20 protein-coding genes, 1 pseudogene and 1 riboswitch (1 of these 22 only partly in view) are annotated in these 23,298 nt (G+C 41.0%); of the genes and pseudogenes, 11 read left to right on the top strand and 10 right to left on the bottom strand.

The features are described from left to right. From FIV01_RS16480 to FIV01_RS16490, 3 genes and pseudogenes are all read right to left on the bottom strand, one after another. On the bottom strand, positions 1-2,041 hold the start of the coding sequence (locus FIV01_RS16480; RefSeq protein WP_172971865.1) for a non-ribosomal peptide synthase/polyketide synthase. Its footprint begins 25,649 nt before the window's first position; only the first 2,041 of its 27,690 coding nucleotides appear in the window; it begins with the start codon at positions 2,039-2,041; its stop codon lies beyond the left edge, outside the window. 447 nt (positions 2,042-2,488) lie between these two features. After that, complete coding sequence (locus tag FIV01_RS16485; RefSeq protein ID WP_152432079.1) at positions 2,489-3,250, bottom strand: PhzF family phenazine biosynthesis protein; 762 nt, start codon at positions 3,248-3,250, stop codon at positions 2,489-2,491. A gap of 239 nt (positions 3,251-3,489) precedes the next feature. Beyond that, positions 3,490-4,056 (bottom strand): annotated as a pseudogene (locus tag FIV01_RS16490) (amidohydrolase family protein); the annotation flags it as partial. Positions 4,057-4,263: 207 nt separating this feature from the next. Here FIV01_RS16490 and FIV01_RS16495 point away from each other — a divergent pair. After that, positions 4,264-5,460 carry a DEAD/DEAH box helicase gene (locus tag FIV01_RS16495; protein WP_152432081.1) on the top strand — a complete coding sequence of 399 codons (1,197 nt, stop codon included), beginning with the start codon at positions 4,264-4,266 and terminating at the stop codon, positions 5,458-5,460. A 17-nt stretch (positions 5,461-5,477) separates the two neighbouring features. Continuing rightward, the gene (yqfB, locus tag FIV01_RS16500; RefSeq protein ID WP_152432758.1) at positions 5,478-5,783 is read left to right on the top strand and encodes a N(4)-acetylcytidine aminohydrolase; all 306 of its coding nucleotides are present in this window, start codon (positions 5,478-5,480) and stop codon (positions 5,781-5,783) included. Between the two features lie 34 nt (positions 5,784-5,817). On the opposite strand, the gene FIV01_RS16505 is transcribed toward yqfB, so the two are convergent. Beyond that, the gene (locus FIV01_RS16505; protein ID WP_152432082.1) at positions 5,818-6,600 is read right to left on the bottom strand and encodes a substrate-binding periplasmic protein; all 783 of its coding nucleotides are present in this window, start codon (positions 6,598-6,600) and stop codon (positions 5,818-5,820) included. Positions 6,601-7,006: 406 nt separating this feature from the next. Between FIV01_RS16505 and katG the strand changes: the two genes are divergently transcribed. From katG to trhO, 4 genes are all read left to right on the top strand, one after another. Further along, the gene (katG, locus tag FIV01_RS16510) at positions 7,007-9,184 is read left to right on the top strand and encodes a catalase/peroxidase HPI (protein WP_152432083.1); all 2,178 of its coding nucleotides are present in this window, start codon (positions 7,007-7,009) and stop codon (positions 9,182-9,184) included. Between the two features lie 552 nt (positions 9,185-9,736). Then, complete coding sequence (locus tag FIV01_RS16515; protein WP_152432084.1) at positions 9,737-10,387, top strand: HAD family hydrolase; 651 nt, start codon at positions 9,737-9,739, stop codon at positions 10,385-10,387. Positions 10,388-10,532: 145 nt separating this feature from the next. Continuing rightward, complete coding sequence (yghU, locus tag FIV01_RS16520; protein WP_152432085.1) at positions 10,533-11,390, top strand: glutathione-dependent disulfide-bond oxidoreductase; 858 nt, start codon at positions 10,533-10,535, stop codon at positions 11,388-11,390. 168 nt (positions 11,391-11,558) lie between these two features. Continuing rightward, positions 11,559-12,539 carry an oxygen-dependent tRNA uridine(34) hydroxylase TrhO gene (trhO, locus tag FIV01_RS16525; RefSeq protein ID WP_152432086.1) on the top strand — a complete coding sequence of 327 codons (981 nt, stop codon included), beginning with the start codon at positions 11,559-11,561 and terminating at the stop codon, positions 12,537-12,539. Between the two features lie 268 nt (positions 12,540-12,807). Here trhO and FIV01_RS16530 read toward each other — a convergent pair whose 3' ends face one another. From FIV01_RS16530 to FIV01_RS16550, 5 genes are all read right to left on the bottom strand, one after another. Continuing rightward, on the bottom strand, positions 12,808-13,179 hold the full coding sequence (locus FIV01_RS16530; protein WP_152432087.1) for a hypothetical protein: 372 nt from the start codon (positions 13,177-13,179) through the stop codon (positions 12,808-12,810). Between the two features lie 328 nt (positions 13,180-13,507). Next, positions 13,508-13,804 (bottom strand): hypothetical protein, encoded by a 297-nt coding sequence (locus tag FIV01_RS16535; RefSeq protein WP_114786035.1) that lies wholly within the window; start codon positions 13,802-13,804, stop codon positions 13,508-13,510. Between the two features lie 19 nt (positions 13,805-13,823). Then, a riboswitch (cyclic di-GMP riboswitch) is annotated at positions 13,824-13,901 on the bottom strand. Between the two features lie 202 nt (positions 13,902-14,103). Next, on the bottom strand, positions 14,104-14,922 hold the full coding sequence (gene queF / locus FIV01_RS16540; protein WP_152432088.1) for an NADPH-dependent 7-cyano-7-deazaguanine reductase QueF: 819 nt from the start codon (positions 14,920-14,922) through the stop codon (positions 14,104-14,106). Between the two features lie 3 nt (positions 14,923-14,925). Next, positions 14,926-15,789, bottom strand: a complete 864-nt coding sequence (locus FIV01_RS16545; protein ID WP_152432089.1) for a queuosine precursor transporter — start codon at positions 15,787-15,789, stop codon at positions 14,926-14,928. Continuing rightward, a complete protein-coding gene (locus FIV01_RS16550) occupies positions 15,782-16,378 on the bottom strand; it encodes a helix-turn-helix domain-containing protein (protein WP_152432090.1) in 597 nt (198 codons plus the stop codon). Before FIV01_RS16550 ends, FIV01_RS16545 begins: the two co-directional genes overlap by 8 nt. A 532-nt stretch (positions 16,379-16,910) precedes the next feature. On the opposite strand from FIV01_RS16550, the gene FIV01_RS16555 reads away from it, so the two are divergent. From FIV01_RS16555 to eat, 4 genes are all read left to right on the top strand, one after another. Next, positions 16,911-17,507, top strand: a complete 597-nt coding sequence (locus tag FIV01_RS16555) for a hypothetical protein (protein WP_152432091.1) — start codon at positions 16,911-16,913, stop codon at positions 17,505-17,507. Positions 17,508-17,809: 302 nt separating this feature from the next. Further along, positions 17,810-19,222, top strand: coding sequence for an ethanolamine ammonia-lyase subunit EutB (locus FIV01_RS16560; RefSeq protein WP_152432092.1), 1,413 nt, complete (start codon positions 17,810-17,812; stop codon positions 19,220-19,222). Further along, entirely contained in the window at positions 19,215-20,090 is an 876-nt protein-coding gene (gene eutC / locus FIV01_RS16565; RefSeq protein ID WP_152432093.1) for an ethanolamine ammonia-lyase subunit EutC, read from the top strand. The genes FIV01_RS16560 and eutC overlap by 8 nt, the downstream gene beginning before the upstream one ends. Before the next feature lie 14 nt (positions 20,091-20,104). Beyond that, positions 20,105-21,511 (top strand): ethanolamine permease, encoded by a 1,407-nt coding sequence (eat, locus tag FIV01_RS16570; protein WP_152432094.1) that lies wholly within the window; start codon positions 20,105-20,107, stop codon positions 21,509-21,511. A 55-nt stretch (positions 21,512-21,566) separates the two neighbouring features. Here the strand turns inward: eat and FIV01_RS16575 are convergent, their stop codons facing one another. Further along, a complete protein-coding gene (locus FIV01_RS16575; protein ID WP_152432095.1) occupies positions 21,567-22,517 on the bottom strand; it encodes an endonuclease/exonuclease/phosphatase family protein in 951 nt (316 codons plus the stop codon). 398 nt (positions 22,518-22,915) lie between these two features. Here FIV01_RS16575 and FIV01_RS16580 point away from each other — a divergent pair, with 398 nt between their 5' ends. After that, positions 22,916-23,296, top strand: coding sequence for a hypothetical protein (locus FIV01_RS16580; RefSeq protein WP_152432096.1), 381 nt, complete (start codon positions 22,916-22,918; stop codon positions 23,294-23,296). The last annotated feature ends 2 nt before the right edge of the window (positions 23,297-23,298 follow it).

Here is a 23,298-nt window from a genome sequence, read left to right on the forward strand (position 1 = left end):
CCGATTCAATCGCACCAATAGAGGTTTCAATCTCACCTAATTCGATACGAAATCCGCGGATTTTAACCTGATGATCGATACGACCTAAGTATTCAATTTCACCTTGGGGTAACCAACGAGCTAAATCTCCCGTTCGATACATGATTGCATCCGTATCATCTTGTTGATGCGGATTGGCAAGAAAGCTTTCTTGAGTTAGGTCTTCCCGGTTGTAGTAGCCTCGCGTGACCCCAACACCTGTAATATATAGCTCACCAACGACACCGATTGGTACCGGGTTAAAATCGCTATCTAATACGTGCAATTTAATATTGTCGATTGGCTTACCAATAGGGACAGAATTCCCCTCAAAATCTGGCGTACAAAAATGATAACTGACTTCGATAGAAGCTTCTGTTGGACCATAAAGGTTAAGAAGTTGAGCTTGATGTCCAGCAAGAAAGCGGTTTTGCACATCTACGGGTAACGCCTCGCCACTACATGCCACGAGACGCAAGCTGGGGGTTTGGGTCTCAAAACGCCCATCTGCAATAAAGCTTGCCAGCATAGGAGGGACAAAATGTATCACAGTGATTTGCGCCTCATTGATGATCTCAAAGAGGTAGTCCACATCTTTATGGCCGTCAGGTCTGGCCATGACCAAAGTCGCCCCTGTGGTCAAAGGCCAGTAGTATTCCCACACTGAAACATCAAAACCAAAGGGCGTTTTCTGCAACACATTATCGTCAGCAGAAATTGGATATGCTTTGCTTCCCCACAAAATCCGATTCACCAAACCGGTATGCTCATTCATGACACCTTTAGGCTTACCTGTCGAACCTGATGTATAGATGGCATAAACCAGATTGCTTGGCGACAAACCATCAACATCGGGGTTTCTGCCAAACTTCGGAGTGTTTTCGAGACATTTCCAGAACTCAACACTGTCAACAAGTACATTATGCGTAACGAGGAGATCATGCTTTGAGCTCAGTTCCTTGTCTGTTATTAATACTTGAGATTGACTGTTTTCAAGCATATAGCTTAGTCGCTCACTAGGATAGCTTGGGTCAAGAGGCACATATGCCCCGCCAGCTTTATTGACCGCCAGTATTGCAACCATCATGTCGATCGAGCGTGGTAAACAAATTCCTACTAATTGCTCCGGTCCCACACCCAATTCAATCAGGTGATGTGCTAACAGGTTGGCACGAACATTCAGTTGTTCATAGGTAAGTGCTTCATTGTCATAACGAATGGCAATATAGTCTGGCGTCTTCTCTACCTGCCTCTCAAATAAAGAATGGATACAAATATCCCTTGGGAAGTCTGTTTGCGTCTGATTCCACTGAGTCAAGACTTTTTGTCTGTCCTTCTCATTTAACAAAGGTAGCGCTGAAATAGATTGTTTAGGGTTCGCTGTAATGGCTTTTAGTAGAACATTAAGTTGTTGGTTTAATGAAACCATCGACCTTTGACTAAAAATAGAACTATTGTAAGACCAAATTAAATTCAGACCTTTTTCCAAACGGTTGGCAGCAAGGTGCAACTCCTGAGGTTGGTGGGCTAAAAATGACATATCCGCATCATATGAAAAACCTATCTGCAAAGGGAATACGGACTCTTTTTCCAACCCACCAGACTTAAGATCTCGCTCAGTTTTCTCTAAAACTTGTTCAAAACTTGGATTGTCAGAAAAATCAATGCAAATGGGAGTAAACTGTGTCGATTCAATCTGCTCTATGCCCTCGACGCTGCCAGATGCTGCTATTCGCACTTCGGTGTCATTACTATTTCGGTGAACAAGGCTTGCAAATGCAGCGAGTAAGATTGTCCGTTGGCTTGTACACGAGGTGGCAGATAGTCTATCAAGTTCCAAGACAACCTCATCAGACAAGATACTAGAGTATTCTTCTCTCATTTCTTGGCTATAAGCTTTGCGAGAAAAATCAGTTGGTAAATTATGCAGTACTTCTTTTCTATCGAGTTTATCTGCTGATTTTTCAAAGAAATCATTAGTGTTAGAATTAATATTATTTGAGTGCAAAGTCTTATTATCCAAAGTATTTCTCCTGAAGGTAATCAATGCCTCGCTCGCATAAACAAAGACAGAACTTACCTAACAATTAAATCAATTATCTTCCTTAAATATCTGTTGATAATACTTTTTATAAATAGAATTTTAAACTTTATAAATGGTATGAATGACATATAATTGTAATAACTTGAAAACAAAACTGTTACTTAGTGATATTAAATAAACTGAGAAAAATAATGAGAAATATTAATGAGAATTAAAATGAATTTATATTTCATTTTTTACAATATATATTCAAAAACATTTTGAGTATGTATTCTAGAAAGGAAAATAATTAATCGAAAATATTAGATTTATTTTAGGCTAAGGTATTATGCAGAAGTAGATTGATGAAGTTACATGGAACCTGATTGGATATATACAAATAAAAATTAAACTTCATTTAAAAATGGATAATCTAAAAGTATTAAATCATTGAAAGTTTACTTTGGCTAATAGCTTAATACTATGCTCCGATAACTTCTCTACTTCAAAATAGCCACCAGCTTGAGATAACTGATTAACTTGAAGCCTTTTTCTAACAAGCCTAGCAAACCAATACGGAGCAAGTGAACACTGCGCAGAGCCTGTCGCTATGTCTTCATCAATACCAATTTTGGGGGCAAAATACCTGAGTACATAGCCACTATCCCCATCTTGAGCTGTCACCACCAATGCATGGTGAACCTTCATACGAGCAACCTTCTCATAGTCTGGTTTAAAGTTCTTTACTGATTCAATAGAAGATAAAACAACCACTAAGTCGCGAGTCGAAAAGAGATCTGTAGATTCCGATATGTACTTAGTTGCTTCCTCATATTTCGCTGGGAAAGTAGCAGGCCAACTTGGCAAAACGATACTGTAGTCATCACTTACTTTTGCAATGGAAACTTGTCCATATTGACTTTGAAAATTAATTTCCTGCATTGAGTAACGAGCAAGCATGACAGCACCAGCAGCCAAACTACCATGGCCACAAAGGTTAATCTCCCCTGACAGAGAGAACCATCTAATATAATAAGTACCGAGAGCATTTACAACGAAAGCAGTAATAGGTTGCTTAAGCGTTTTAGTGATGCTTAATAATTCGTTATCACTTATCCATACATCAAGTTCAACGACCGAGGCAGGATTACCAGACGCAGAATTACTGACAAATACATCACATATTACTGATTTGATAATACACTCCATTTAGTAAGATTGAACAGCTTAACGTTTATATAAACGAAAATTAACTTAACATTATTATAATTGCAATAGATATATCAATATTATTTCCTTTTTCATTTTATTTTTGATAGTAAAAAATTAATTTACATTATAAAAAATTGGATAATTTAAAAAAATGCAAATATTATTGGGTGATAAAAAGACCAATTAATCTAATTATTCACTATGTAAAATAATTTATATGGGGTAGTAGAGTGATTTTAGTCAGACACATCAATATCAAAAACGATACGACCAGCAACTAACGTCATCCAAACCTCTGTTTGAGCAATACTCTCTATCTCACTCTGAGTAATATCATGGGATAAGACTACGAAATCTGCTGCTTTTCCAACCTCAATTGAGCCAGTCAAATCACTAATACCAAGGCTCTTGGCTGCATTGATGGTATAACTGTCTATTGCATCTTCAACGGTAGGCAAACCAGTGCTTTCCATCATCAGGCTATTTTCAATACCCACAAGGGGATTAATATCATGGACATTCCAATTGCCGCTTAAAGATGCGTTAACGCCTAAGTTAAAGAAAGATCTCAAATTCATCATTGTGCGTGCTCGTTTTGCTCCCACGAAAGCTTCAGCCCACTTGTAGTCATTGTAAGCAATATAATCTGACCCAACTTGAAAATCAGCCGTGACTTCAAGCTCTGAAAAACGCTTAATGTCTCTGGAATTAACCATCTCAACGTGGGTCAAAGTGTAGTTGTTTTGGCTTCCTTGAGCGCGCAAAGTTTCAATAGCGTCAAGGGACTCTCGAATAGCTCCATCAATATATCACCCGCATTATCAATGCAATATGCTATTCAAACTACCTGTCTTGCCATTTCTGAGAAATTTTCCACCTACAGGGTCAGGAGTTCGAGTTTATACCCGCCAAACCGAACGCAACTGTATTTACCCACATCGGTATCGTGATACACTCGCTACCATACCGACACAGACCAGCTGTACTTAACAACATTTTTGAGTGTATCAATGCCATTCGCAAACCTCGGCTTAAGCCAACCTATAACCCAAGCTATAGAAACACTGGGTTACAGTGACCCTACCCATATCCAAACTAGAGCAATACCAGCAATTCTAAGAGGTGAAGACCTGATTGCCGCAGCTCAAACAGGCACTGGCAAAACCGCAAGTTTTGTACTGCCTATGCTTGAACGGTTGAGTAAAGGGGTAACACAGAAGAAGAAACGAATTCGCGGTTTGATACTGGCGCCTACTCGAGAGTTAGCGATTCAAATTGACGATAAAGTAACAACCTACGGTAAAAACCTCTCACTAACATCACTTGCGATGTACGGTGGTGTTGATAGCACAAGTCAAAAGCAAGCACTGATTACAGGCGTCGATATATTGGTCGCAACACCTGGACGACTGCTTGATATGTATAGCCAACGTGCAATACATTTTGAAGAAATCGAAATCCTGGTCCTCGATGAGGCCGATCGTATGCTCGATATGGGCTTTATCGATGATATCAATAAGATTTTAAGCCGTCTTCCAAATGATATTCAAAGCCTGCTGTTTTCCGCGACCCTATCTCACAAAGTACGTGACCTTGCAAAGACAGCTGTCTATAACCCTGTTGAAATTTCTATCCCTGCCAATCAAGCCTCGAAGAAGAACATAGAACAATGGATAATTACCGTCGATAAAGATAAAAAGTCGGCGCTTCTTAGCCACTTAATTAAGACCAATGATTGGGAACAAGCGTTGATCTTCATCGAGACGAAACACGGCGCTGCTAAACTGGTCCAACAGCTCGAGAAACGAGGGATAGAAGCAGAAGCTTTCCATAGCGGTCGAAGTCAGGCGGTTCGAACTCAGCTCTTGGCAGATTTCAAGGCAGGAAAAGTTAAATACATGATTGCAACAGGCGTTGGAGCGAGAGGAATTGACATTGAGGGTCTGACTCGCGTTGTCAATTATGATCTGCCTTTTCCTGCCGATGAATATATCCACCGCATAGGCAGAACTGGGCGTGCAGATGCTCAAGGAGAAGCCATTTCGTTTGTCTCCAAAGATAATTTCAAGAACTTGTGCATGATTGAGTCTCGTCTCGGGCATCTGCTCGAACGTCGCGATATTGAAGGGTTTGAACCACGCAAACCCGTCCCAATATCTATTCTTAACTATGTCCCAAAAAAGAAACGCCAAGGTAAGGACAAGTAGTGAAAGCACCAACCAAGATGACCTTTTTCGAGTCGTTAACTCCACTCATTGCCGCAGGCAAAAAGACCATTACAATTCGTGATAAGTCTGAATCCGACTATGAACCTAATAGTCAAGTTGAAGTGTTTACCTTAGAAACTGGCAAGAAAGTGTGCGACATCAAGATTGTCTCAGTAGAAGCCCTTCAATTTGACGACATCAATCAAGAACATGCGCAGCAGGAGTACCTTCCATTACCAAAGCTAAAGCAGCTAATACGTGACATTTACCCTGACGATGATAACTTGTATGTCATAACCTTCGAGTTAATCCATTCAGCTTGATTGAAAACCGCTATTCGAATAGCGGTTTTTACCCTTACTCGAAAGTAGATTCACACTTGATTCTCATACTTTCAAAGTAGCCGTATATGATGGTCTCATACCGACCGTCTTGTCTCATTTCAGCTAATACCTCATCAAAACGATTCAAAAGCGCTTTACGATCACGCTTTTTAGAGAATGCGATATAACTTGGAGTGGCTTCAATGGCAGGTGATAATATTTCTATGGCTTTATCTAAACTTTCTTGAACGAGTATACTGCGCGCTCCAAACTCATTGTTAACCCAAATATCGGCTCGTTTGGTGCGAATTAGGTGAGCACACTCTTTAGCACTATTTCTTTGGAAAACCGCCCTAAAACCACCCTGAGCAATTTTTGTATCCATTCTCTTACCGTAGCTAACACCATTTACCACGCATAGAGCTATGTCCGAAACATCACCAACCAAAATCTCTTCTGGGCGATAGCCGCTACCTCGTAGTGCCATTAAGCTTATGTTCTGCACAAATAGAACATTTCTACTATAGTCAGCAAACTTTTCCCTCTCGGCATTCTTGAAGGCCGTAAAAATACCGTCAGCTTTGCCTCTTTGTACTAGGGCTAATGCTCTCGCCCACGGTAATACGGTAATGTTGACCGGTGTTTCAAGTTGATGAAAGATATAACTGACAAGCAACACTGCAACACCAGATACTTGGCCGTTTCGCGTTTCAATGTAGGGAGGATATTCCAAAGTCACCAATTCAAGTGGCTCTGCAGCCAAAGGTTTAACCGTAATCAGTGCACAGATGAGTATAAAAACTCTTAGCGTCGTCATTCAGACTCCTCCTGAAGCCCAACGTCTTAGAACATTGAGCGAGCTAACAAGGGTCACTGCCCATCAACGGACGGTATTTTATGTTTCCCCTAATGTTAATAGTAATATTTTCAGAGAATATCGCCCGATTTTTTTAAGTATATTTACGGATGTGATTAAGAGAGCACAAACAACGCCAACTCTAACGGGTCTCACTTAAGAAAAATCGTCATACCAAACCCAATGTACAAAAGATAGACGCCATCTATCGATAATATAGTCATAAACTGTTTTCTATACACCGACATGCCAACTATGCTCAATGCTAGGTACGAAATTATCGCACGACTTAATAAACGTTAATTTTTTTGAATGTCTGAGCCATACCAAATGGCCTAGTAGAAGACATGACACAAAGGAGTAAGTCATGGAACATAAACACTCGAAATCCGGCGGTCAATGCCCTGTTATGCATGGCGGTGCAACCTCCTCCGACGCATCGAACATAGCTTGGTGGCCAAAAGCCCTAAATCTGGATATTCTCCACCAACACGATCAAAAATCGAATCCGTTAGGAAAGGGTTTTAATTATCGGGAGCAGCTCAAAACACTCGATGTTCAATCCCTCAAAAATGATTTAAAAGCGCTCATGACAGACAGCCAAGATTGGTGGCCAGCCGATTGGGGACACTATGGTGGCCTGATGATTCGAATGGCATGGCACTCCGCAGGGACATACCGGATAGGTGATGGTAGAGGCGGTGCTGATACTGGCAATCAGCGTTTTGCTCCTCTTAATTCTTGGCCAGATAATGCAAACTTAGACAAGGCTCGTCGCCTGCTCTGGCCAATCAAACAAAAATACGGTAACAAAATAAGTTGGGCAGATCTTATGATCTTGGCGGGTAACATGGCTTATGAATCGATGGGGCTCAAGACCTTCGGCTTTGCTTTTGGTCGTGAAGATATCTGGCACCCTGAAAAGGACATATATTGGGGTGCAGAGCAAGAATGGCTTGCGCCCAGCGGTTCAGAAAACAGTCGCTACTCAGGTAAGCGAGATTTGGAAAATCCACTCGCCGCTGTGATGATGGGACTTATCTATGTCAATCCTGAAGGTGTTGATGGAAAGCCCGACCCACTTAAAACAGCGCAAGACATGCGAACGACATTCGAACGTATGGGTATGAATGATGAAGAAACTGTAGCGCTTACAGCTGGGGGCCATACCGTGGGTAAAGCTCATGGTAATGGTAGTGAATCCAATATCGGACCAGAGCCGGAAAGAGCAGATATAGAAGAGCAAGGCTTGGGCTGGAATAATCATAATTCTAGAGGTATAGGTCGAGATACCATGACAAGTGGCCTTGAAGGTGCATGGACAACACACCCGACTCAGTGGGACAACGGCTATTTCCGTCTTCTGCTTGAATATGACTGGGATTTAAAAAAGAGCCCAGCAGGCGCATGGCAGTGGGAACCTTCTGATATGGACGACGAAGATAAGCCTGTCGATGTGGAAGACCCGAATATGCGTGTCAATCCAATCATGACCGATGCAGATATGGCTCTGAGAATTGACCCTGAGTATCACAAGATCTCAGAACGTTTCCACAAGGATCAAGCCTACTTCTCAGAGACCTTTGCAAGGGCCTGGTTTAAGCTTACTCACCGTGATATGGGGCCCAAGTCGCGTTATTTTGGCCCAGATGTCCCCAGTGAAGATTTGCTCTGGCAAGACCCGATACCGAAAGGCAGTACAAACTATGATGTAGCTGCAGTAAAAGTCAAGATAGCCAATAGCGGCCTAAGCATCGGCGATATGGTGGCTACTGCTTGGGATAGTGCGCGTACTTTCCGCAATTCCGATAAGCGCGGTGGAGCAAATGGCGCTCGCATACGCTTAGCTCCACTAAATCAATGGCAAGGCAACGAGCCAGAAAGGTTATCTAACGTACTGAGCGTACTAGAAACTATCGCAAGTGAATTCAAAATGAGTGTTGCCGATGCGATTGTATTAGCCGGAAATGTGGGTATTGAGCAGGCGGCCAAAGCTGCCGGTGTAAACATCACTGTACCCTTTTCCCCTGGTCGCGGCGATGCAACGCTAGCACAGACTGATGTTGAGTCCTTTAGTGTTTTAGAACCTATTGCAGACGGATTTCGTAACTGGCAAAAACAGCACTACGCTGTGGGACCTGAAGAGCTAATGTTAAATCACGCTCAATTATTGGGATTAACGGCTCCTGAAATGACGGTGCTAATCGGAGGGATGCGCGTACTAGGAACAAACCATTCAAACACACAATATGGCGTGTTTACTGATAAGGTTGGCGTGTTGAGTAATGACTTTTTCATTAACTTAACTGATATGCGCTACTCATGGGTGCCAACTGGGCGCAATTCATATTCAATTGTCGACCGCAACAGTGGTAATGAGAAATGGCCAGCAACCAGAGTCGATCTAGTATTTGGCTCCAATTCAATATTAAGAGCCTATGCTGAGGTGTACGCACAAGATGATAACAAAGAAAAGTTTGTTCACGACTTTGTTAAAGCTTGGACAAAAGTCATGAATGCAGACCGTTTCGATCTTATTCAGTAAAAAAAATACTACCCATGGTCATCTCTAGGATCATGGGTATCTTTGATTAAATGGCCTGACTTTATGGCAGCTTCACAAATATAGGCTAGGTTTAGTTAAGTAGTACTCATTAAGAAACTTAATTCATACAAGTAATCTGTCCATCATAGTTGGCTAATTAAGGAGAGTTGAAGATGAAAGGATTCGAGTTTTTTAGGCTGTTTGACACACAAGAGTTGTTTATATTTTACTAACCGAGCATACAAAGGGGGCGTTGAGTAGCAACATTATTCAACGCATACCCAAACCAATCAAAAATCAACACTACCCACCTTTACATCTACAGACCCAACATTAAGCCATACACCATGTTAAGGTGAAAAGTACGGCCTAACAACACGCCCCATTCTAATCAGACCTACATGACGTAAACACCATCGATTCTGCTCTTGCAAAAAAGGAGTTCACTAAAGTTCGATGTTTCAAATAATGCATATTATCGACGATGAATCTACTCATATTGTGTAGTATGTAAAAATATCAACCACCAAACGAATTGATTAAGATTTATCAATGAAATTCCAAGCGGCCATCTTTGATATGGATGGACTACTACTCGACACCGAAAAAGTAAGTATGCACGTTTTTAAACAGGCATGCTCGACGGTCAACCTACCTTTTTATGAAGATATTTATCTATCTATTATCGGAAGAAATTCAGTAGGTATAGAAAAAATTCTTCGCCAAGCTTACGGAGATGATCTAGATAGGCTCCATAACGAATGGCGACGCAACTATGATGCGATTGTCAAACATCAACCCATACCGATTAAAAAAGGGGTTGTGGAGCTATTGGCATGGCTAACAGAAAATGGTATCCCAACTTCTGTCGCAACCTCCACACAGCGGGATGTAGCTGAAATCAAGCTTAAATTGTCGGGCTTAGACAAGTTCTTCAATTGTTTGACTTGTGGCTGTGAGGTCTCGAAAGGGAAACCAGATCCAGAAATATACCTGCTAGCCGCTGAAAGATTAGGGGTTAAAAGTCAACATTGTCTAGCATTTGAAGACTCCAATAATGGTGTCCGCAGTGCTGTCACAGCCCAAATGATCACATTTCAGATCCCTGACCTAGTAAAGCCTTGTGATGAAGTTAGGTCATTCGGACATAGTATTTTTCCATCACTACTAGATGTCATGGATTATCTAGAGTCAAATAGATAAGCGGACGAAGATAGGGTTCTTTATACCTAAAATATTTAGACCAATAACTCATAGATATAACAAATTTCCACTGAGGACTTGGATTCAGACCATTAGCCCCAACTTCTTCTATTACTGGCATAATCATATTACACAAGGAATGACAATGACTGATAAATATGTACCACCTGCCGTATGGAAGATGGAAAATAGCGATGGCGGCCAATGGTCAAGTATAAACCGTCCTGATTCTGGTTCCCGCCATCAACAAACCTTACCTAAAGGCAAGCACCCACTGCAGTTGTATTCGATGGGAACACCAAACGGTCAAAAAGTAACGATTATGCTAGAAGAATTGCTCGCAATTGGCATAAAAGACGCTGAATATGATGCTCATTTAATAAGAATTGCTGAGGGAGACCAGTTTGGCTCAGGCTTCGTTGACATTAACCCTAACTCAAAAATCCCTGCACTAATTGATTACTCAAATGAAAACCAAATCAATGTTTTCGAATCTGGAAATATTCTTCTCTATCTCGCGGAGAAGTTTGACCATTTTCTGCCTAAACAAATCGAAGCAAAAACTCAAGTAATGAACTGGCTGTTTTGGCTTCAAGGCTCTGCGCCTTATCTTGGGGGTGGCTTTGGACACTTCTACTCCTATGCACCAGAAAAATTCGAATATCCCATCAATCGCTTTTCTATGGAAGCAAAACGCCAACTCGACGTATTGGATAAACAGCTTGCAAAGCATGATTTTATTGCTGGCGATAGCTACAGCATAGCCGACATAGCAATTTGGCCTTGGTACGGGAACCTTGTACTAGGCAAACTATACGACGCTGCTGAATTCTTGGATGTAAGTAGCTACAAACACCTTAAGGGCTGGGCTGAAAAGATTGAGAGTCGTCCTGCAGTTCAACGAGGACGTATTGTGAACCGTACTTGGGGGGAAAACTGGGAACAGATTCCAGAGCGGCACTCTGCTAAAGACATTGATAAGGTATTGAATCTGAGACCATAGTTTTTGTAAACCTGTCATATGGAATGTATGGCAGGTTGCCTTTATATCCCCAAATCCTCTTTTCCCTTAATAAATATACGTATTTATTTAGCAAACACTTCGATATACTTCATTAGATTTAAACAACGGCTCTGGACTTACGATCCAGCTCGCTAAATGGGGAAAACCATGACTAACTACGTAGTATGCGCACTGTATAAGTTTGTGCGCTTGGAAGATTTTAAAGACCTCCAAGAACCGCTAAAGCTGCTGATGGAAAAGCATAACGTCAGAGGTACCTTATTACTTGCCAACGAGGGGATTAATGGCACAGTCGCTTCAGATCGAGACGGTATTGATGCGCTTTTGGCTTGGTTTAAGCGAGACTCACGTCTGGCTGATATCGTCTACAAAGAATCTTACGACCAGCATCAGCCTTTTCATCGTACCAAAGTCAAGTTGAAGAAAGAAATTGTCACCCTTGGTGTTGAAGGTATAGATCCTCGCCATGTAGTCGGAACTTATGTCAAACCCACTGAATGGAATAAGTTAATATCAGATCCAGAAGTCTTTGTTGTCGACACTCGTAATAACTACGAAATAGAAATTGGTACGTTTGAAAATGCGGTTAATCCTAACACCGACACGTTCCGTGAATTCCCCGATTATGTTGCGGCCAATATGGATCCATCAAAACACAAAAAAGTCGCCATGTTCTGTACAGGAGGCATTCGCTGTGAGAAATCGACGGCCTATATGAAAGAGCAAGGATTTGAAGAGGTTTATCATCTCGAAGGGGGCATTCTAAAGTACTTAGAAGAGGTCCCAGTTGAGGAAAGTATGTGGCAAGGTGATTGCTACGTTTTTGATGGCCGTGTTGCTGTCAATCATGAGTTAGAAAAAAGCGGTTACGAAATGTGTAATGCTTGTCGTCTACCCATAACTCAACATGATATGGCGTCACCATCGTATGAAAAAGGGGTAAGCTGCCCTAAATGTGTGGATATACATACAGACGAACAAAAAGCACGATTCCGTGAGCGTGAAAAACAAGTTCAGTTAGCCAATACGCGTGGTGAATCGCACGTTGGTGGGGATGCCGATCAAATCATAATGAAGCGCAGACAAGAGAAGATTGCACGCAAGGAACAACAAAGAAAAACTAAGTGATTCCTGATCTACTGCAGACAGCTTTTATACACGAAAGTAGCCTTCTTTTTGAAGGCTACTTGCCTATTTCAATTTATTACTCAAACCATCGAACTTCCATTAGTCACACAGGTTTAAGCCCTAAATTAAGGTAGTTTCTTGGGATTGAGAATATCACATTCAATAGTCGGTTTTTATAATAGTTTTTAATGGCACTGAACACCAAAAAGATTACGACTGCTTGAATTTAGTAATGAGACAACTCTGAGACTCAATGACTCCAATATTCCTATTGCCCCTTGGGCAATAACCATGAACCAATAGATACAGCCTGAACACCTGACACTCTTCCTCGAAGAAGGCATCCCTCCGCAGGCATAGAACGCCCATTTGAATCGATGTAAATTGCATTCTTTAGATGGAAGTACTGGCTGTCACAGGAATTGCTTGAATTCAAAGCCAGTTGGCAATCAAAAGCAAGATTTTCTGTACTATCATGTAGGTATTCATTAACTAGCTCAAAGTATCGGCGTTCGGATATGAGTTCTCCAGTTAAAATTTTCTCGCCCATAAATATAGTCACACCGACTGTCGAGTCATCTTTATCAGTGTGGCTTACCATGTTCTGAAACAGGGACTCATTGCGCTCTATTGTTATCATATTTATTTTTCCTAGCTGAATTAGACTCCTCCAATATAAACGTTTGATGCAGTCTTGTGGCATGAATACATGTGAAGTTTTTCTTATTGCTTCTGTGTTGACGTATCAGTCACTCTGTTGGACTAGTCCAAATCATGCCTAATTGCATCACATAATTTCATCAATTTTCATATTTTAATCCATATAAATCAGATTGTTATGTGATAAATTCAAAATTCACCCCAAAATATTCAGAGTACATACTCTATTTCGCTACGCCTTCTCTACCACCCTAATTCAGCTCAAAGAAGCTAAAAGTTTAAAAGTGGTAGGAAGTTCATAAAATACCCTATTTGATGCTTTTAGTTGCATTAGCAAACACTGGAGCTTCAGTAATAGTAAGAGCGTCAAGCTCATTGAGTTTGAACAAATGTCCGCTAAATAGAACACCCGTTTCACGAAACTCATTTAGTGTCGCTTTGTCACAGCAGCATAAAAGATGTTCGTTAGTCATCGCTAGAAGGCCCGAATAACCGTTTAGACCATTTATTAATTGATGAAACGGCACGGACTCTTTCTTCAAGATACGAGTCGTTAGGATGCACTGTTTGAATTGGTTAGTTAATGAAGTGGGTAGTGTAAGCATAGTCAGGTTCCCCTAAAGCTAATGCAATGCAGCCCACAGCTTAAGCTGTGCTGTCACTTTGCGTCCCCGCCTCACGACAGGTTTGCCCAGTTTGTCCTGTGTTAAGTATAGGCAACATCAGATATAAACGGAAAAAGAGCTGGCTTAAGCCTGTCCTCCAGTCTGAGCCTTCGCTTTTATTTCTGAGTTACTTGAGACAGAGTAACGTATGCGGTGACAGCGATACTTCACTCTGTAAGTATCGTGGAAGTCAATAGGGTTGACTTCCAAGTAAAGACAATAAAACTATATTAATCGGCTTATTGTCTCGGGTTTCTTGCTGAACAGATCTCACTTTCAAAATCACTCCGGTAAGGATTGATATCAAGACCGCCCCGCCTTGTATACCTTGCGAAAACGGTCAGTTTTTCCGGCTTGCAGCAGCGTTTAATATCAGAGTAGATGCGCTCTACACATTGTTCATGAAATTCATTGTGTTCACGGAATGATATTAAATACCGCAATAAGGCCTCATGATCGATTTTGGCTCCTGTATAACGGATATAAACACTTCCCCAATCAGGTTGGTTGGTGACCAAGCAGTTAGACTTGAGAAGGTGAGAGCACAAAGATTCTGTAACATATTGATCTTCAGTGCACCCTATCAAAGAGTCCTCATTATAATCAAATGAGTCTACTGTAATATCCAAGCCATCAATACAATGTACGTTTTTATCGACTGACGTTTGTTGAGGTTCATCAATAGCAACAAATGATACTAATACTTCAGCTCCAGCCGCTTCACTAAGGTCTTGTTTCATCTGTTGAATAACAAGATTTTGGGAATCGAATCGGGTTTGGTTATAGCTGTTTAGGTACAATTTAAAAGACTTAGACTCAATCAAGTTATCCGAGGTGTGGGGAATCACGAACTCTCCAATTGCAACCACTGGTTTCCCTTTATTATTGAGCCAAGAAATCTCAAAAGCTGTCCATAAATCGAAACCAGTATGAGTTGCTTGTATACGCTCTTTGATCTCGGCCCGCCCTCTTACTCTCGGAATTGGATCGAGCAGTTCTGGTTTATATTGAGAAACATACTCTGTCTTTTTACCTAGATTCTTATTATAGATTGCCATTGATTATGACTCCTTGACATTGATTAACCGAGAAAACAGCTTTCTGGCATAATAAATTGGCCCAACACTAACTAACGCATAAAGAACCTTAATGGATACTTGGCTAAAGAACATAACCAATAACACATCATTAGGTATCACATTATAAAAGGCAATACCAATAAACAAAGCACTATCTACTACTGAAGCGATACTCGTACTGGTAATAACTCGAATGGCTAACCAACGAGAATTTGTTATCCGCTTAATTTTGTTCAAAATGTAAGCGTTAACATTTTCAGAAATAAAGTATGAGCTAAGTGAAGCAACAAATACGGACATCATACTAGCAACCAATGTTAAGTATTGTTCATCCATCACTTTCCACGGCTCAATGCTGGGAACAAGCGTCGATAAATAAATAAATGCTAGTATGACAGCATTGACCGTTGTCGATTTAATAATCGCCCTTCTTGCTAATCTCAGGCCATAGAACTCGTTCAAAATATCAACAAAAATGAATGATATCGGATAAAGAAAAATCGCTATCGGTACAACTAAACCCGTGTTGAAAATTTCTATCGGCTTAATACCTGTAAGGTTTGATAGAGTAAAAAGCGAACAGAGACAAAGGACCAAAAATGAATAACTCATCCAGTAGTTTTCATGGCGATCTTCTAATTCGTAGGCACCTTCAAAACTCGATTTTGAGTACGCTTTCTTACACACCTCTACTAATTCATTACGATTAAGATCATCTGCAACATCGCTTTTTAATAGTTCTGCGGGCGGTATATCAACAACTTTACCCGTCCCTTTTATCATAATGCTTGCAGTCATACTAGGGGTTTCACTAAAACCGATTAACTTGTACTTATTGTTATACACAGTAGCGCTCCTCAAGAATACTGCCAAAAAAGTAATCATTGTGCTCTAATGGTTCATCAGAAGCTAATGCACATAAATAGCCATTACGAACAATCAGCTTATTCGACTGTTCAACATGACGATTTGCGCGATCAACAATAAGTAAATTTCCTCTCGTATAATAATGAGACAATGAGGTGCCGATTTGTATAGCTACAACATTCTTGCTTTGAGAGAAATGGTAAGTCAATGGATAATCAGTCACCATTTCACTAATATAGTGATCTCCTTTCAGTACAAACTCATGCTCTGTCAAAATAGGAACGGCGATAGGGTTTTTATTTCCATCGATAGACGTTAGAGGTGAGCCAATATAATGCGATTCAAGAGATTCATTCTGAATAACGTAGCAAGTAGTTCCAAAAAAATCTGCAATTTTTTCTACTGTAGCTGCTTGCACACGTTCAACTTTACCATCCAAGATTTTATATATTGTAGAGCGAGTAATGCCCGTTTTTCTACTTAATGATGCTTTAGTTTCTTTCCCTTGGTGTAATCCAAACTGAATATTATCTCTTAATATAGCCAATTGCTCACTATTGCTTTTCATATGACAACCTGATTAAAGCTTGGGAAAACATAACCCACTTTCATTTCATTTCATTTATGATATCAGGAACATATGGAAAGTAGTATTGCTATACACACATAAATACATTACACATATCAAACTATGGAACTTTCTCCCAAAAAATCATGACCAGAAAATAAGCTTTGTTTCAAAATAGCGACTTATTTTCAAGAAAAAACATAAATTATGATGAAGTTATCTTTTTTTTCCCACTGACTGTAGAAAAATAATCATATCAATTTATAGATCTCCATAATTTAGCCTGCTTGCTCAATTATCGAACACTCGCATACATAAAAATTGCATTTATAACATATTTTTACTGAACGTAAATTTCTTCAATACTTCAGGACTTTTCATTTACCAAAGCTATGTTTTACATGCTTTACTGATGCCATCTCTATGTCAAAATAATACAAAGATGCAGATTATCTCAATTACTGCAATGTCCAACTCTTTAGAGCGACATTCTCACTTTTCGCTTTCATTAGACAAGTCAATAAAAGTTGTCATGAATACTAGAAAATCTTATCAAAGGCCCGGTTCTTGGTTATCAAGGCCCTCCCCCAATAACACCTTGATCATTCAGCATGGTGCTCAATACCTTAGTGAAAAGATTTGGCACACCAAAAAAGCTCCGCGGGTTATTAAAGCTTTTGTGTGGCAATTTATCCGCCAACTATCCCCCGAGGAATGTGAAATATGGGTTAAGCACTACATGTTAAATCAAGTATTACACTCATGGCATCAAGGGCTTAATATAAATGTATCTTCATCTAGCAAAGGGACGGTGAATAAACAGTGGCTTGCTCGTTTGTTTGACTTGCCAGTCTCAAGTTTTGACCACAAAGTTGAAACACAGCTGCAAAATCAGCTTTTAAAATGCAGTGACATCAATCAGAAAATGATCTACTGCTTGAGGGACTTTGATGCTACACCTGCGATTATAGATGCCCTCTACTTTAGAACAACGCAACACCTTCCAGTTGAGATAAAGCTTATTACAGACCAACTATTACAGCGAAAATCTTACTATCTAACCGATAGCACTAGGCTATCCAGAAAAAGATGCAATGAGATAGTCCAATATTTGTTAGCCGTAAAATAAGAACAATTGATAAACCGTCATAAATCCCTCTAAGACAATTCAATCATACACTTCTTGCAACAAACAGCATGCAATGACAACTGAGATAAGAAAAATAAGAGACTTATCTCAGTTTTTATACCACCACTTTTTTATTCTTGCCACCATTGCACAACACCAATATAAGTTATTGATATAATTAATTAATCACAACTCTAACTAACCTATAGCAGGTCATTAACTGCACCAGTTGTTTACTAAGCAGATCGAATCATTCGCATCAAGTACAAAGACACAACCGCGCAGAGGAAAAGGAGAGCATAATGACATCAAGGTATCGCTGGCAGCAAGGAGACCAGATATACCAATTCCGTTCTTTAGCTGAGTTAATGGCTAAAGCCACTCCAGAACGGTCAGGCGATACTTTAGCGGGTGTGAGTGCTGACTCAGAAACGGAGCGTGTTGCTGCGCAAATGACACTAGCAGAATTACCACTCAAAGCATTTCTACAGCAAACTGTCATCCCCTATGAAGACGATGAGGTAACACGCCTCATTATTGATACTCATGATATGGAAGCTTTTGACCCCATCTCTCATTTGACAGTGGGAGATTTTCGTAACTGGTTACTAAGCGAAAAAGCCGATGGCGATACACTCTATAAAATCCGTCTCGGATTAACACCAGAAATGGTCGCTGCAGTCAGTAAAATAATGCGCAATCAAGATCTTATAGCTGTCTCTCGAAAGTGCCATGTAAAAACGGCCTTTCGCAACACGATAGGTTTGCCCGGCAAACTATCAACTCGGTTACAGCCCAACCACCCAACAGACTCTCTAGATGGTATAGCTGCTACTATTTTTGATGGCTTGATGTATGGCAATGGTGACGCGGTAATAGGCATCAATCCAGCGACAGATAATGTTCCACAGACCATCAGGTTGCTAGGGATGCTGGATGAAGTAATTCAACACTATCAAATACCGACTCAATCATGTGTGCTTACCCATGTGACGAACACTATAGAAGCGATAGAGAAAGGAGCCCCGGTTGATCTTGTATTCCAGTCTATTGGTGGAACTGAAGGCACCAATCAAGCATTTGGAATTAACCTTGACATCCTTAAGGAAGCTCATGAAGCCGCTCTTTCTCTAAACCGTGGCACAGTAGGCAGTAACTGCATGTACTTTGAAACAGGTCAAGGGACAGCTTTATCCGCTAATGCCTACTTTGGTGTGGACCAGCAAACTTGTGAAGCGAGAGCATACGCCGTTGCAAGGCATTTTGATCCGCTTTTAGTGAATACCGTTGTCGGCTTTATTGGCCCCGAATACTTATTCGATGGAAAACAAATTATACGTGCAGGTTTAGAGGATCACTTTTGTGCCAAGATGCTCGGTCTTCCGATGGGGTGCGATGTTTGCTATACCAATCATGCCTACGCTGATCAGAACGATATGGATAACCTTCTGACATTACTTGGTGTCGCGGGTTGCTCTTTTATCATGGGAATACCAGGCTCTGACGACATCATGCTTAACTACCAGACAACGTCTTTTCATGATGCATTATACGCGAGGAAAGTTCTAGGCCTCAAGCCCTCCCCTGAATTCGAGCGATGGCTCATCAAAATGCACATTTTTGATGACATAGATAACTTTGTTTTAACCCAAGGTATAGCAAAGCCTTTTTCCGCCTCAATTCCTACGTTAAGTAAGGATAAGACCAATGGCTAATAGCCCTATCCAAAAAGGTAAAGTACCACTACAAGTCACAGACAACCCTTGGCAATCATTGCGCCAATTTACTTCTGCTAGGATTGCACTGGGTCGAGCAGGAACTAGCATACCAACTCACGAAATGCTCGCATTTCAGCTTGATCACGCACGAGCAAAAGACGCAGTGCATAGGACACTGAATATAGAAGACTTGGCCCAACAACTTGGCACAAAAGAAAATATTAAGCAGTATACACCTGATTTACCCATGGTTGTAAGCAGTAAGGTTTCTAATCGATTCATGTATTTGCAGCGGCCCGACCTAGGTCGCCAACTCGATGAAGAGTCATGGGAAAAAATCCAAACCTACCACGACACAAATAAAGCTAACTACGACTTATCAATTGTAATCGCTGACGGCCTCTCATCTATCGCAATACAAAACCATGCGGCGCCTGTGATTGATCGATTAATCTCCCTTCTTTGTACAGACACTGAACACCATTGGACTATCGCACCAATAACTATTGTTAGCCAAGGCCGAGTTGCGTGTGGAGACGATGTTGGAGAGTGCTTTAAGGCAAGAATTACCTTAATTCTAATTGGTGAGCGCCCCGGTTTAACTTCTCCCGACAGCATGGGCCTTTATATTACTTGGCAACCTGTAAGAGGAAAACAAGATTCAAGCCGTAACTGTATCTCAAATATAAGGCCAGAGGGTCTCGGTTATGCAGAAGCCTGCCAGAAGGCCTATTACCTGCTAAAGGAGTCGTTCAAACGACAAGTATCGGGTGTCGATTTAAAAGACCGAAGCGTTTCTGATAAAGGTCAAGTGCTCGAAAACCATTCTTCAACCAACTTTTTAACTTCACCCAAAAAACAATGATAGAGGGAATTATCATGTCTGATGAACGTCAGAATTATCTTGCCAAGAGGCAGCTTAAACGAGGCTCTGCAGGATGGATCTTACTTGCAGGTTTAGGAGTTTCATATGTTATTTCTGGCGACTTTGCCGGTTGGAACTTTGGCATTGCACAGGCTGGCTGGGGAGGCTTCTTGATCGCTGCATTGGCTATGGCTTTGATGTATTTCACACTTGTCTTGTCCCTCGCTGAAATGTCAGCGGCAATACCAACAGCAGGTGGTGGCTATAGTTTTGCACGACAAGCCATGGGGCCACTTGGCGGGTATATAACCGGGCTCTCCGTATTAATTGAATATGCATTAGCACCAGCAGCAATAGTGATTTTTATCGGCTCCGCAGTCAACGAACTGATTGCTATCGATGGCCCCATTGTCTACGCTTGTTTCTACTCTATCTTTATTGCTATTCACCTTTCTGGTATTGGCCAAGCTCTTAAAGTCATGATGGTTATCAGCGCACTTGCTGTTATTGCAATTTTATTGACCGCAGCCGTTCTGATTGGACAATTTGACATCAACAATCTTTTTGACATTCCACCAACAACTTTTGAAGCAACACGATTATTGCCTATGGGGTGGTACGGAGTCTGGGCAGCTCTTCCATTCGCAATGTGGCTATTCTTGGCAGTTGAAGGAGTACCGCTTGCTGCCGAAGAGGCTAAGAATCCAGCAAAGGATGTTCCCAAAGGAATCATAGGCGCCATGGTGTTTTTGCTCTTCACAGCAACACTCGTTGTGTTTTTACTTGCCGGTGCAGTCGGTGCCAAAGTGATAGGTGATAGTCCAGTTCCTTTAGTCGATACGCTTAATATAAGTGGGTATTCATCTATTGCTACCCTAGTCAACTTACTCGGCCTTGCTGGACTAATCGCTTCTTTCTTCTCTATTATCTACGGTTATAGCCGCTTAGTCTTTGCCCTATCTAGAGCAGGTTACCTCCCCAAAGGCTTATCCTTGACCAATAAAAACAAAGTGCCTGCACAAGCATTAATACTGCCGGGGATTTTAGGATTTGCCGTCTCACTTTCAGGTAAAGGCGATCTTATCCTTGCGATGGCCGTAGTCGGCGCTACAGTGTCGTATGCCCTCATGTCATTAAGTCATATACTCCTGCGTTACAAGCAGCCAAATCTAGCACGTCCATATAAAACCCCAGGAGGCGTAGTGACACCAAGTATTGCTCTGTTTTTATCTTTGGTCGCAATGACGGGTGTCTATGCCTTTTCCCCGCCAGCTTTTTTCATGACACTAGGCCTATATATCATTGGCATAGCTTATTACTTGCTTTATAGCAGGCACAATCTTGTTGCTTCAACCGCAGCGGAAGAGTTTGAGATGCTCGCATTAGCAGAGCAAGAATTGGAGACTGAGTTCACTAACTAAGTACTATAAAGGCAGGAGATACGATTTCTTCTGCCTACATAACTTTAAAGTGTCCTCACAACACAAACTGTGCAGTAACTGAAACAAATGCGTGGTCACTGGCTTGATTATCTTTTTCAAAACAAGGGCTAATAAGGTGTGAATCTAGAGTTCGATATTGGATGAGATCGGCCATTGAACAGTATGAACTTGTCTGAAATTCTTGAGAAAGCAGTACGTAGTCTAGTACCTTACCAGTAGAAAAATGATAGTGTGTGGCTGGGCGAGCAGCACTAGAAAGGTCAGGGTTGATAATGTCCCAACTGTCTCGCAATATTAAATGATGGCTTTCATGTTCTGTTGGTTTAGTCAGTAAACCCACCACCTCACTATTTATGGACTGATTGAGATCTCCCATAAGCACTGTTGGCATAGGCTTTTTACTATAGGCCAGTTCCATAGCAATTCTAATCATCAAAGCCTCCCAACCGCGCTGTTGACTCGACAGCCATTGCCCCAAAACAGCATGAGTTTTTGCGTCTGGTTTTGCCTGTGTTTCTCGCTGTGATTTTAAGTGACAAACGTACACCGCTACCTCTCCAATGCTTGGAACATCAATAACTGCGCAAACTGGCTGGCGGCTAAATGCCAAATCTTGAATACCATACCCTTCAAGCAGGCTACGTGGCACAGTCACAGCATGATAGTGTGTAATTGGGTATTTTGAAGCCAAAGCAACAACTGGATGACTATAGATGTATTCGCTTTCAACGTGCGCCTTATCAACACTCACAAAGTGGTTAAACCCCAGCTTAAACAACATGTCTCTGACACAATCTATACTAAACACTTCTTGAACGGCGATGATATCAGCATCTAAGGCTTTGATGGACTCCATTGTCCAGTGGCATTTGTTTTCCCACTCTTGCGCTGTATAAATGTTCTCAAAATCATAAAACGCACCAGGGGGCTCAATAAAATTATAAAGATTTGCTGTCGCAAATGTCAGTTTTTTATTCGTAGGCAAAGTCTTACCTCAATCATTTACTAATACTCATACAAATCTTTGCTTAATAAGCGAGCTTCTATCACATTAATTCACTACTCTAAGCTATCTTATAGTTTAACCTATTCATAGCTAATCTAACCGATTGCCATTGATAGTATTCCTAAGCGGTTAATCCCCCCCGCTTACCATAAATCATGACAAAAATTCGATTTTTCAATGACTCGAAACAAACCTAGATACCAATAATAACGTCTATAACTAGCGCTCAAACTGTATAGTAAGTCCTGATTTATTAGAGAGTTATGTATCAGTTACATGCGCTCAATCACACTCTTATGGTATAGATATAACAAACAAGGTTGATTACAATCACTAAAACGATAATAATTATCATTACCGAAAAAGTCGAGGTCAGTATGGATTCCCAAACACCGCTTTACAATGCATTCTTTAAAGCTCAAGACAGATTTTTAGATAGCTACACCCCATATGGGTTTGAGCCCGATATTGTTCATGAGTATATACATTCAGCAATGGCTTTATCATCCATGTATGAGCAAGATACTGAATACGAAAATGCTTTGCTCTGTGAATTTTATCTGCGCCAAGTCTATTTCCACCTGATTGATGCTATTCAAGATCCATGCAGGGGCAAAATCTTCCGTCGAGTTTGCCTAGATGCAATCCATACCCCTCTTCTATGTTTAAAACGTTATTACCATCAATTGGAAAACGGCGATAAAAAATTTCTACAACTACAACAAAACTTGCAGCGTATTCGCATGCCGCTTGACTAAAT

Origin of the sequence: Vibrio aquimaris, from assembly GCF_009363415.1 — a bacterium.
Classification (GTDB): Bacteria; Pseudomonadota; Gammaproteobacteria; order Enterobacterales; family Vibrionaceae; genus Vibrio; species Vibrio aquimaris.

Bases quoted from the DNA above. Each gene is read 5' to 3' on its own strand.
- FIV01_RS16485 (WP_152432079.1), bottom strand. From the start codon at position 3,250: ATGGAGTGTATTATCAAATCAGTAATATGTGATGTATTTGTCAGTAAT.
- FIV01_RS16495 (WP_152432081.1), top strand. From the start codon at position 4,264: ATGCCATTCGCAAACCTCGGCTTAAGCCAACCTATAACCCAAGCTATA.
- yqfB (WP_152432758.1), top strand. From the start codon at position 5,478: ATGACCTTTTTCGAGTCGTTAACTCCACTCATTGCCGCAGGCAAAAAG.
- FIV01_RS16505 (WP_152432082.1), bottom strand. From the start codon at position 6,600: ATGACGACGCTAAGAGTTTTTATACTCATCTGTGCACTGATTACGGTT.
- katG (WP_152432083.1), top strand. From the start codon at position 7,007: ATGGAACATAAACACTCGAAATCCGGCGGTCAATGCCCTGTTATGCAT.
- FIV01_RS16515 (WP_152432084.1), top strand. From the start codon at position 9,737: ATGAAATTCCAAGCGGCCATCTTTGATATGGATGGACTACTACTCGAC.
- yghU (WP_152432085.1), top strand. From the start codon at position 10,533: ATGACTGATAAATATGTACCACCTGCCGTATGGAAGATGGAAAATAGC.
- trhO (WP_152432086.1), top strand. From the start codon at position 11,559: ATGACTAACTACGTAGTATGCGCACTGTATAAGTTTGTGCGCTTGGAA.
- FIV01_RS16530 (WP_152432087.1), bottom strand. From the start codon at position 13,179: ATGATAACAATAGAGCGCAATGAGTCCCTGTTTCAGAACATGGTAAGC.
- FIV01_RS16535 (WP_114786035.1), bottom strand. From the start codon at position 13,804: ATGCTTACACTACCCACTTCATTAACTAACCAATTCAAACAGTGCATC.
- queF (WP_152432088.1), bottom strand. From the start codon at position 14,922: ATGGCAATCTATAATAAGAATCTAGGTAAAAAGACAGAGTATGTTTCT.
- FIV01_RS16550 (WP_152432090.1), bottom strand. From the start codon at position 16,378: ATGAAAAGCAATAGTGAGCAATTGGCTATATTAAGAGATAATATTCAG.
- FIV01_RS16555 (WP_152432091.1), top strand. From the start codon at position 16,911: ATGAATACTAGAAAATCTTATCAAAGGCCCGGTTCTTGGTTATCAAGG.
- FIV01_RS16560 (WP_152432092.1), top strand. From the start codon at position 17,810: ATGACATCAAGGTATCGCTGGCAGCAAGGAGACCAGATATACCAATTC.
- eutC (WP_152432093.1), top strand. From the start codon at position 19,215: ATGGCTAATAGCCCTATCCAAAAAGGTAAAGTACCACTACAAGTCACA.
- eat (WP_152432094.1), top strand. From the start codon at position 20,105: ATGTCTGATGAACGTCAGAATTATCTTGCCAAGAGGCAGCTTAAACGA.
- FIV01_RS16580 (WP_152432096.1), top strand. From the start codon at position 22,916: ATGGATTCCCAAACACCGCTTTACAATGCATTCTTTAAAGCTCAAGAC.